The sequence below is a fragment of the Halobacillus sp. BBL2006 genome, assembly GCF_000786645.1.
GTDB lineage: Bacteria > Bacillota > Bacilli > Bacillales > Halobacillaceae > Halobacillus.
Window position 1 is genome coordinate 1 of sequence record NZ_JRNX01000368.1, and the last position, 3,724, is coordinate 3,724.

At 43.1% G+C, this 3,724-nt stretch carries 5 protein-coding genes and 1 other annotated feature; of the genes, 4 read left to right on the top strand and 1 reads right to left on the bottom strand.

What is annotated here, in order from left to right:
• Positions 1-657: M42 family metallopeptidase (locus LD39_RS11545; protein ID WP_035546504.1), on the top strand; the 657-nt coding region annotated here is incomplete at its 5' end.
• Positions 658-727: 70 nt separating this feature from the next.
• On the opposite strand, the gene sspI is transcribed toward LD39_RS11545, so the two are convergent.
• Positions 728-952: a small acid-soluble spore protein SspI gene (gene sspI / locus LD39_RS11550; protein ID WP_035546506.1), complete on the bottom strand. Its 225-nt coding sequence runs from the start codon at positions 950-952 to the stop codon at positions 728-730.
• A gap of 119 nt (positions 953-1,071) precedes the next feature.
• On the opposite strand from sspI, the gene LD39_RS11555 reads away from it, so the two are divergent.
• The 3 genes from LD39_RS11555 to ytpR all read left to right on the top strand — a co-directional run.
• Positions 1,072-1,806, top strand: coding sequence for an RNA methyltransferase (locus LD39_RS11555; RefSeq protein WP_035546508.1), 735 nt, complete (start codon positions 1,072-1,074; stop codon positions 1,804-1,806).
• A gap of 61 nt (positions 1,807-1,867) precedes the next feature.
• Positions 1,868-2,088: a binding site (T-box leader), on the top strand.
• A gap of 48 nt (positions 2,089-2,136) precedes the next feature.
• A complete protein-coding gene (gene pheS / locus LD39_RS11560) occupies positions 2,137-3,171 on the top strand; it encodes a phenylalanine--tRNA ligase subunit alpha (protein ID WP_035546510.1) in 1,035 nt (344 codons plus the stop codon).
• Positions 3,172-3,186: 15 nt separating this feature from the next.
• Positions 3,187-3,724, top strand: a 538-nt coding sequence (ytpR, locus tag LD39_RS11565) for a YtpR family tRNA-binding protein (RefSeq protein ID WP_035546512.1), incomplete at its 3' end; no start/stop codon positions are given.

The window sequence follows — 3,724 nt, forward strand, 5'->3', positions numbered from 1 at the left end:
GCTTCAAGCCGTGAAGAGGCTGAAGAGTTCGGTGTAAAACCTGGAGACTCAGTTGTTCCATATTTTGAATTTACGCAAATGAAAAACGAAAAGATGCTGCTTGCAAAAGCCTGGGATAACCGTATTGGCTGTGCGATCGCCATTGAGGTGCTTAAACGCTTGAAAGGCGAGAAACACCCGAACATCGTTTATGGTGTTGGAACAGTACAAGAGGAAGTAGGGTTGCGTGGTGCACGTACTTCGGCTAACTTGATCAATCCGGATATCGCATTCGGTGTGGACGTAGGGATTGCTGGAGATACCCCTGGTGTTTCTGATAAAGATGCTTCCAGTAAGATGGGTAAAGGACCTCAAATCATTCTTTACGATGCATCCATGGTATCTCACAAAGGCTTACGCGACTTTGTAACGGATACGGCAGATGCTAAGGAAATTCCTTACCAATTCGACTCCCTTGCTGGCGGTGGAACCGACTCTGGCTCGATTCACTTGAGTCACGATGGAGTTCCGGCATTGTCGATTACAATTGCGACACGTTACATTCACTCTCATGCAGCAATGCTTCACCGTGATGATTTTGAAAATGCCGTCAACCTGATCGTTGAATGTATTAAAGGTCTAGATGCGGATAAAGTACAAGAAATCACTTTCCAATAAGAACGAAAGCCAGCTCGCAAAAAATGCGGGTTGGCTTTTTTAAAATCTCTATCCAGTTTTAGCGCTTGATTTATTGTTGAGCGTTTTGTTGTTTTAAGCTTTGCTCAAGGGTATTAAGAATCTCTTGGTGGTCTTGCTCGTTAGAATTTTCCCAAAGCAATTCAAAAAACACACCTAAACCAGGAAGCATTTTTTCTTCCCCTTTTTGTAATGCATCATCAATCGTAGCTTCGAGCTGTTGAGCATTATGTCCGCTGACATTGGAAAGAATCGCTTGTCTTAGATTCAAGTTCATATCAGATGTCCTCCTTTTCATTAAGGTCAACCCATAAAAATTTTCAGTCTTAGTTTGACCAAAGGGGAGGAAGCTATGTATGATAAGTGAGAAATCAACCAAACAGAAGAGGGACGCGAATGTTAACTTCATTACAAAATCAAAAAGTGAAAGAATGGAAAAAATTACATAAACGTAAGAATCGGAACCGTGAACAACGCTTCTTAGTGGAAGGACGCCATTTAGTGGAAGAAGTAGTGAGAAGTGATTGGCGCATTCACGAATTCATCCTTCAAGAAGGCGTAGAATTTCCATTACCAGATGGAATCGAAACGACTGAAGTGAGCAGCCAAGTCTTTGCAGCTATTTCAGAAACGGAGACACCACAAGGAATAGCGGCTGTCGTTGAACAAAAACAATCGGAGTTCTCTCCCGTTCCTTTGACCTTAATGGTCGATGCCGTGCAAGATCCGGGAAATTTAGGTACGTTAATCCGCACTGCCGACGCCGCTGGATTTGACCAAGTGATTCTTGGGGTAGGAACGGTGGATCCTTACAATGACAAAGTTATTCGAGCTACTCAAGGATCCTTGTTCCATATCCCATTTATCCAGGGAGATCTTGCTGCCTTCGTGCAGCCATTAAAGGATCAGGGAATAGAAATTTGGGCCACCACCTTGGACGACTCGACTCCATTCAAGCAGTTGAGCACTCCTGAAAAAGCTGCTCTGATTGTTGGAAATGAAGGGCAGGGAATTCAAGATGAAATTGCTGCTTTGGCAGACGAGCATGTTTATATCCCGATTTATGGGCAGGCTGAATCCTTAAACGTTGCTATTGCTGCTGCAGTCTTGATGTATCACATGAAAGGATAGGGTTGCAATATCCTTATTCTTTCTCTATAATTTAAAAATAGTTATAAGAAACCTATATACTTGAAAAGCTTAGATAGAGCTAAGTAAATGATTGTAAATCGATCAAGGGAGGAAGCATCTTGGACTGGAAGTGCTTCTATCGTGTCAGTTATTGAATATTCACTCTTGAGCTGATCACACTCGTGATCCGGAATTCTTTCCGTTATTGAACTTAAGTGGGCACAATGAATTGTGTCAACAAGGGTGGTACCGCGAAACGACCATACAAGTCTCGTCCCTTTTTATAGGGATGGGGCTTTTTTTATTTTCATTTAAAGGAGGAGTCTTTCCATGAAGGAACGTTTAGAGCAACTGAAGCAAGAAGCATTGCAAAAAGTGGAACAAGCGAATAATGTTCAAGGCTTAAAAGATGTTCGCGTAGAATATCTAGGGAAAAAAGGACCGATTACAGAAGTACTAAAAGGAATGGGCAAGTTATCCAAGGAAGAACGTCCGGTCATTGGCCAGTTGGCAAACGAAGTAAGAGAGCAAGTTGCTGAGGCCATTGAGTCGAAACAAACACGTCTAGAAGATGAAGCGTTAGAAAAGCAATTAGAAGAAGAGAGCGTTGATGTGACGCTGCCTGGCCGTCCTGTTAAGGTCGGAGGTCCTCATCTTCTCACAAGTATTGTGGAAGAAATCGAAGATCTTTTTATCGGTATGGGATTTGAGATCAAAGAAGGACCAGAGGTTGAAACGGATTATTACAACTTCGAAGCGTTAAATCTTCCAAAGGGACACCCTGCTCGTGATATGCAGGACTCCTTCTATGTTACAGAAGAGCTTCTTCTTCGTACGCACACGTCTCCCGTTCAGGCGAGAACGATGAACGACAAAAATGGAAGTGAACCCGTAAAAATGATCTGCCCTGGTAAAGTGTATCGCCGCGATACCGATGATGCGACTCACTCTCATCAGTTCACACAGATTGAAGGACTGCTGGTTGATAAACATGTTCGTATGAGTGATTTGAAAGGGGTATTGAACGCTTTTGCCAAGCAAATGTTCGGTGAAGAGAGGGACATCCGTCTTCGTCCAAGTTTCTTCCCTTTCACGGAACCATCCGTAGAAATGGACATTTCATGTAAGGTTTGCGGAGGAGAAGGCTGTTCCGTATGTAAAGGCACAGGATGGATTGAAATTCTGGGTGCTGGTATGGTTCACCCGAACGTACTTGAAATGGCAGGATATGACCCGAAAGAATACTCAGGCTTTGCCTTCGGAATGGGACCAGAGCGAATTGCGATGCTGAAATACGGTGTAGATGATATCCGTAATTTCTACACGAACGATATTCGATTCTTAGAGCAGTATCATAAAGCGTAAAGGAGGATAAAAACTATGCTCGTATCATTAAATTGGTTGCAAGAATATATTGACGTTAGCAAATATACACCAGAAGAACTAGCGGAAATCATTACAAAAACAGGCATTGAAGTAGAGAGTGTCGAGCCCGTAGCGGAAAAAGTTACTGGCGTAGTTGTCGGACACGTAAAGTCCTGCGAACAACATCCGAATGCTGATAAATTATCTCTATGTCAAGTGGATGTGGGGGGAGAAACGCTTCAGATTGTATGTGGCGCTCCAAATATTGCTGAAGGACAAAAAGTTGCGGTAGCTGTACCAGGAGCTGTACTTCCGGGTAACTTTAAAATTAAAAAGACAAAACTTCGTGGAGAAGAGTCGAATGGTATGATCTGCTCTCTTCAAGAGCTTGGCGTAGATGAGAAAGACGTGCCAAAAGAATATGCAGACGGGATTTATGTTTTTCCAGAGGATGTGGAAGTAGGAGCAAATGCGATCTCCCTTCTAAATCTAGATGACATGATTATTGAGCTAGGACTGACGCCCAACCGAGCGGATGCGATGAGTATGGCAG

Coding starts and splice junctions, on each gene's coding strand:
- LD39_RS11555 (WP_035546508.1), top strand. CDS start 1,072: ATGTTAACTTCATTACAAAATCAAAAAGTGAAAGAATGGAAAAAATTA.
- pheS (WP_035546510.1), top strand. CDS start 2,137: ATGAAGGAACGTTTAGAGCAACTGAAGCAAGAAGCATTGCAAAAAGTG.
- sspI (WP_035546506.1), bottom strand. CDS start 952: ATGAACTTGAATCTAAGACAAGCGATTCTTTCCAATGTCAGCGGACAT.